This is a genomic window from Actinomadura soli (assembly GCF_005889715.1).
Taxonomy (GTDB): domain Bacteria; phylum Actinomycetota; class Actinomycetes; order Streptosporangiales; family Streptosporangiaceae; genus Spirillospora; species Spirillospora soli.
On record NZ_VCKW01000413.1, the window covers coordinates 1 to 4,886 of the forward strand.

Here is a 4,886-nt window from a genome sequence, read left to right on the forward strand (position 1 = left end):
GGCTGGTGTACCAGCCGTGCTCGAACGCGGCGTCGGCGGTGAGCGCGGCCTTCACGCCTTCGAGGAACACGAAGTTGTGCAGGCTGCAGCGGGACGAGCCGCAGAACGGGGCGATGCGGTCGACCATCTCGGGGTGGCTGACGGCCCACTGGTAGGTCTGGCCCGCACCCATCGACCAGCCCGTCACGAGGGGCAGGCGCTCGATGCCGAAATGCTCGGTGACGAGGCGGTACTGGGCCTCGACGTTGTCGTACATGGTGACGTTCGGGAAGCGGGCCCGGTCGTAGGGGGGCGGGGTGTTGCTGGGCGAGCTGGACAGGCCGTTGCCGAGCATGTTCGGCACGATGATGAAGTAACGGGACGGGTCCAGCGCCATGCCGTCGCCGATGAGCCACTCGTTGTCCTGATGGCGGCCGGAGTACCACGTGGGATACACGATGGCGTTGCTCTTGTCTTCCGCCAGGTCACCGTAGGTCTCATAGGTCAGCTGCGCCCCGCGCAGGGTCGCACCGCCCTGCAGGACGAAGTCACCGAGATCGAACGTCGTGGCCATAAGCCCCCCTTAGTTCCTGCTGAAACTATTTCGTGCGGAATCAATGGTCAAGGGGGTCGAGGGGAAGCTGGTACAGGACGTCGAACTCCAGGCCGTCCGCGGCGGCGAGGAACATCTTCTGCCGCAGATGCCGGTCGCGGACCTCGACGGGGCCGCGCGGGCCGTCGTAGCCGAGGCCCTCCGAGAGCGCCGTCATCCTGCGGACGTCGGGCTCACCGCCGCTGCGGCGGAACAGTTCGGCGAGCAGCCGCACGCCCTCGTAGCAGGACTCGCCCATGCTGTTCAGCGGCGGCGCCTGCGGGCCGAAGCGCCGGTGGTAGCGGGCGCCGAAGTCCAGGCCGTCCCCGGTCGGGAGCGTCTCGAAGAACCCCGCCGCGGCGAACAGCCCGCGGGTGCCCTCCACGCCGGACGCGAGCAGCATGTTCTCGTCCATCAGCGGGCTGAAGCGCAGCTGCTCCAGGCCCGCCGCCCCGAACGCGCGGTTGAAGGCCACCGCGTCGTCGCCGACCAGCAGCATCAGGACGGCCTCGCAGTCGCTCGTGTCGATCCTGCGCAGCGGCTCGCCGAAGTCCTTCGTGCCGAGCTGGACGTAGATCTCGTCGCACAGCACCGCGTCCTGCTCGGCCAGATAGGACCGGACGGCCCGGGCGGTGCCGCGCGGCCAGACGTAGTCGTCGCCGACGATCGTCCAGCGGCGGATGCCGAGCTCGGACGACAGCCAGCGCAGCGCCGGGCGGAGCTGCCGCTCGGGCGTCTCGCCGGTGAGGAAGACGCCGGGCGAGCGCTCGCCGCCCTCGTAGAGCGCCGTGTAGACGTACGGGACGCGGCCGGCGATCTCCGGGACGAGCCGCTGCCGGACGGTCGAGACGTGCCAGCCCGTGACCGCCTGCACGGCGCCGGAGCCGACCAGCTTCCCGACCTGCCCGGCGACCCGCGCGGGCGGCGCTCCGCCGTCCACGACGGTCAGCCGGAGGCGGCGGCCGAGCACGCCCGCCTCTTCGTTGATCTCTTCCTCCGCGAGCCGGGCGCACAGCTCGGCAGAGGGCCCGAAGAGTCCCGCGGGCCCCTGACGCGGCACCACCAGGGCGACGTCCAGGTCGTCCATATCCCGGACGTTAGTGGATCCTCGCCCAAAATAGTTTCGATAAGACGGTAATCTTGTATCTCGCGATGACTACAACAGGTATGGCGCAGGACGAGCTGGACCTGCCGCGGATGCTCGCGCGGGTCGAACGCGGCATCGCCGCCCGGCTCGCCGCCGCGCTGAAGACGGCCGGCTCCACCGTCGAGGAATGGCGCGTGCTCTCCCTGCTCGCCGACGGCGCCGGACACACGATGACCGAGATAGCCGAGTTCGCCCTGCTCCCGGCGCCGACGCTGACCAAGGTGATCGACCGCCTGGTGTCGGCGGGGCTGGTGTTCCGGCGCGTCGACGACGCCGACCGGCGCAGGGTGCTGGCGTTCCTGTCCGAGCAGGGCCGCGCGTCGTTCGACCGGCTGACCGCGGCGATCGAGGCCGAGTGGCGCGGCGTGCAGGACGCGGTGGGCCAGGAGGAGCTGGCGCTGCTGCGCGTCCTGCTGACGAGGATGTCCGCGCGGCTGGCCTGACCCGCCCTTGCTTTCGTCCGGAATATTTTCACGCGAAAGCATCAGCGGAGGTAGCTCTCGAACCCGGCGGCCAGGGCCTCGGCCATGCGCTGCCGCACCGGGGCGCTGGACAGCTTGGCCGCGTCCCCCGGATTCTGCATGTTGCCGCACTCGATGAACACCACCGGCACCGTGGACATGTTCAGCCCCCCGAGGTCGCCGCGCCGGTCCAGGCCGTCGCGTCCGCGATAGGTCGAGTAGGGGATGCCGGTGCCGGAGCGGTAGGCGTCGCGGACCGCCGTGCCGAGCTTCCGGGACGGCTCGACGATCGACGCGTTCTTCCCCACGGCGACCGGCTCGATGACATGGAACCCGTGCCCGGACGGCTCGGCGCCGTCGGCGTGGATCGACAAGGCCGCGTCGGCGCGCAGGCGGTTGCCGATGGCCGCCCGCTCCGTGACGCAGGGCCCGACGCCGGTGTCGTCCTTCCTGGTCAACGTCACCATGGCACCCCGCTCCCGGAGGACGCGCACCAGCCGGTCGGCGACGTCCCAGGTGAAGGCGTGCTCGCTGTAACCGTCCCGGGTGTTGGTCCCGACCGTGTTGCAGGGCTTGTAACCGTTGCCGACGAAGACCTTCTTGTTGATCTCCTCCGGGTGGTCGGCGTTCCCGCCGTTGTGACCGGGATCGATGACGATGACCTTCCCGTTCACCGCCGATCCACCGGTGGCGGTGGTCGTCGGCGCCCCATCGGTGGTCGTCGTCGGCGCCCCGCCCGTGGCCCGGGGCGGCGGCTCGCGGTCGGCGGGGCCCCCGCATGCGGCCAGCATCGCGAGGCACAGCCCGGCGCCGGCGGCCGCTGGCCCGCACCCGTGAATCCGCACCGCGCCACCCCCCCGTGACGGCTCGCATACCCCCTCTGACAATCTGCGCTGCACGGGGCCGCCTAAACAAGCCAGGTCCGGGGCAGCGGCATCGTGGACGATGAGTCGACGCGGAGGGAGCGGCGATGACGCGGTCGTGGTGGGGCTGGGGCAACGTCGAGGACGCGGTCCGCGGCGCCGAACTGGACGCGCTGCTCGCCCGGGCACGCGCGCTGGCGCCCGGCGAGCTGACCGATCATGAACCGCCGAGCATCGCGTCGCTCGGCCTGCCCGCGTCCCGGATCTCCGCGCCCGCCGCGCTCGCCGCCCTCTGCTCGGCCGACCCCGGCGACCGCGCCGCGCACGCGCACGGCAAGGCGTTCCGGGACGTGGTCCGCAACCTGCGCGGCGACCTGCGGCACGTCCCCGACCTCGTCGCCCGGCCGCGCGGCGAGCGGGACCTGATCGACCTGCTCGACTGGTGCGGCCGCGACGGGATCGCCGTGATCCCCTACGGCGGCGGCAGCTCGGTGGTCGGCGGGATCGAGCCGCGGTTCGCGGACGGCCGCGCGGCGGTCACGGTCGATCTGACCCGGATGGGCGATGTCCTGCAGATCGATCCAGTGAGCCGGGCTGCGCGCGTCCAGGCCGGCGTGTTCGGCCCGCGCCTGGAGGACCGGCTCAGGCCGCACGGGCTGACGCTGCGGCACTTCCCGCAGTCGTTCGAGTTCTCGACGCTGGGCGGCTGGCTGGCCACCCGCTCCGGCGGCCACTACGCGACCCTGGACACGCACATCGACGACCTCGTCGAGTCGATGCGCGTCGTCACGCCGGGCGGGGTCGGCGAGTCGCGGCGCCTGCCCGGCTCGGGCGCCGGGCCGTCCCCGGACCGCCTCTTCCTTGGCAGCGAAGGGACGCTGGGCATCATCACAGAGGCGTGGATGCGGTTGCGGGAGCGTCCGCGCTGGCGGGCCAGGGCGTCCGTGCGCTTCGCGGACTACGGCGCGGCGGTGGCGGCGACCCGGGCCGTCGCGCAGAGCGGGCTGAACCCGGCGAACTGCCGGCTCCTCGACGCCGCCGAGGCGCTGGTCAACGCGGGCGTCTCCGTCGGCGGCGGGGTGCTGGTGTTCGGGTTCGAGTCCGCCGACCATCCGGTGCGCGCGTCCCTGGACCGCGCCGTGGAGATCTGCCGCGACCACGGTGGCGAGGCCCCCGACGGGCCCGCGGACGGCGATCCCGGCGACACCTGGCGCTCGTCGTTCCTGCGGATGCCCTACCAGCGGGACGCGCTCGCCCGGCACTCGCTGATCGTCGAGACGTTCGAGACGGCCTGCACCTGGGACGGATTCGACCGGCTGCACCGCGCGGTCACCGGCGCGGCGCGGGCGGCGATCCGCGAGGTGGCGGGCGACGGCATCGTGACCTGCCGGTTCACCCACGTGTACCCGGACGGGCCCGCGCCGTACTTCGGCGTCTACGCGCCCGGCCGCTGGGACGGCCTGCTCACCCAGTGGGACGAGATCAAGGCGGCCGTGTCCGAGGCGATCGCGGCGAACGGCGGCACGATCACCCACCACCACGCGGTCGGCCGCGACCACCGGCCCTGGTACGACCGCCAGCGCCCCGGCCCGTTCGCCGCCGCGCTCACCGCCGCCAAGGCGGCCCTCGATCCGGCGTGGATCCTCAACCCCGGAGTACTCCTCCCCGATGCCCATTTGTCAGGACACGCCTGATCTGACACGGCTATCGTCTTCCGACGTGAACGCGCCCCCGCCCTCAGGCGCTCCGGGCCCTTCCGGCCCCGGACCGGTGCCCTCCGAACCTTGAGGCGCGCCCACGCCAGGCGCACCGCCGACCCAAGTACCCGGCGCACCGCCCAGCCC

5 protein-coding genes are annotated in these 4,886 nt (G+C 72.5%); 2 read left to right on the plus strand and 3 right to left on the minus strand.

The features are described from left to right. Both ETD83_RS39395 and ETD83_RS39400 read right to left on the minus strand, forming a co-directional pair. The coding region (locus tag ETD83_RS39395; protein WP_138650327.1) for an alpha/beta fold hydrolase at positions 1-553 on the minus strand (553 nt) is incomplete at its 3' end. A gap of 40 nt (positions 554-593) precedes the next feature. After that, a complete protein-coding gene (locus tag ETD83_RS39400; RefSeq protein ID WP_138650329.1) occupies positions 594-1,658 on the minus strand; it encodes a substrate-binding domain-containing protein in 1,065 nt (354 codons plus the stop codon). Between the two features lie 65 nt (positions 1,659-1,723). Between ETD83_RS39400 and ETD83_RS39405 the strand changes: the two genes are divergently transcribed. Beyond that, entirely contained in the window at positions 1,724-2,161 is a 438-nt protein-coding gene (locus tag ETD83_RS39405) for a MarR family winged helix-turn-helix transcriptional regulator (RefSeq protein WP_205718145.1), read from the plus strand. Between the two features lie 41 nt (positions 2,162-2,202). Here ETD83_RS39405 and ETD83_RS39410 read toward each other — a convergent pair whose 3' ends face one another. Continuing rightward, positions 2,203-3,024: an N-acetylmuramoyl-L-alanine amidase gene (locus ETD83_RS39410; RefSeq protein WP_230421496.1), complete on the minus strand. Its 822-nt coding sequence runs from the start codon at positions 3,022-3,024 to the stop codon at positions 2,203-2,205. A 125-nt stretch (positions 3,025-3,149) separates the two neighbouring features. Here ETD83_RS39410 and ETD83_RS39415 point away from each other — a divergent pair, with 125 nt between their 5' ends. Beyond that, entirely contained in the window at positions 3,150-4,736 is a 1,587-nt protein-coding gene (locus tag ETD83_RS39415) for an FAD-binding oxidoreductase (RefSeq protein ID WP_138650331.1), read from the plus strand. Positions 4,737-4,886: the final 150 nt, after the last annotated feature.

Excerpts from the sequence above, each read along its gene's own strand:
- ETD83_RS39400 (WP_138650329.1), bottom strand. The coding sequence starts at position 1,658 with ATGGACGACCTGGACGTCGCCCTGGTGGTGCCGCGTCAGGGGCCCGCG.
- ETD83_RS39405 (WP_205718145.1), top strand. The coding sequence starts at position 1,724 with ATGACTACAACAGGTATGGCGCAGGACGAGCTGGACCTGCCGCGGATG.
- ETD83_RS39415 (WP_138650331.1), top strand. The coding sequence starts at position 3,150 with ATGACGCGGTCGTGGTGGGGCTGGGGCAACGTCGAGGACGCGGTCCGC.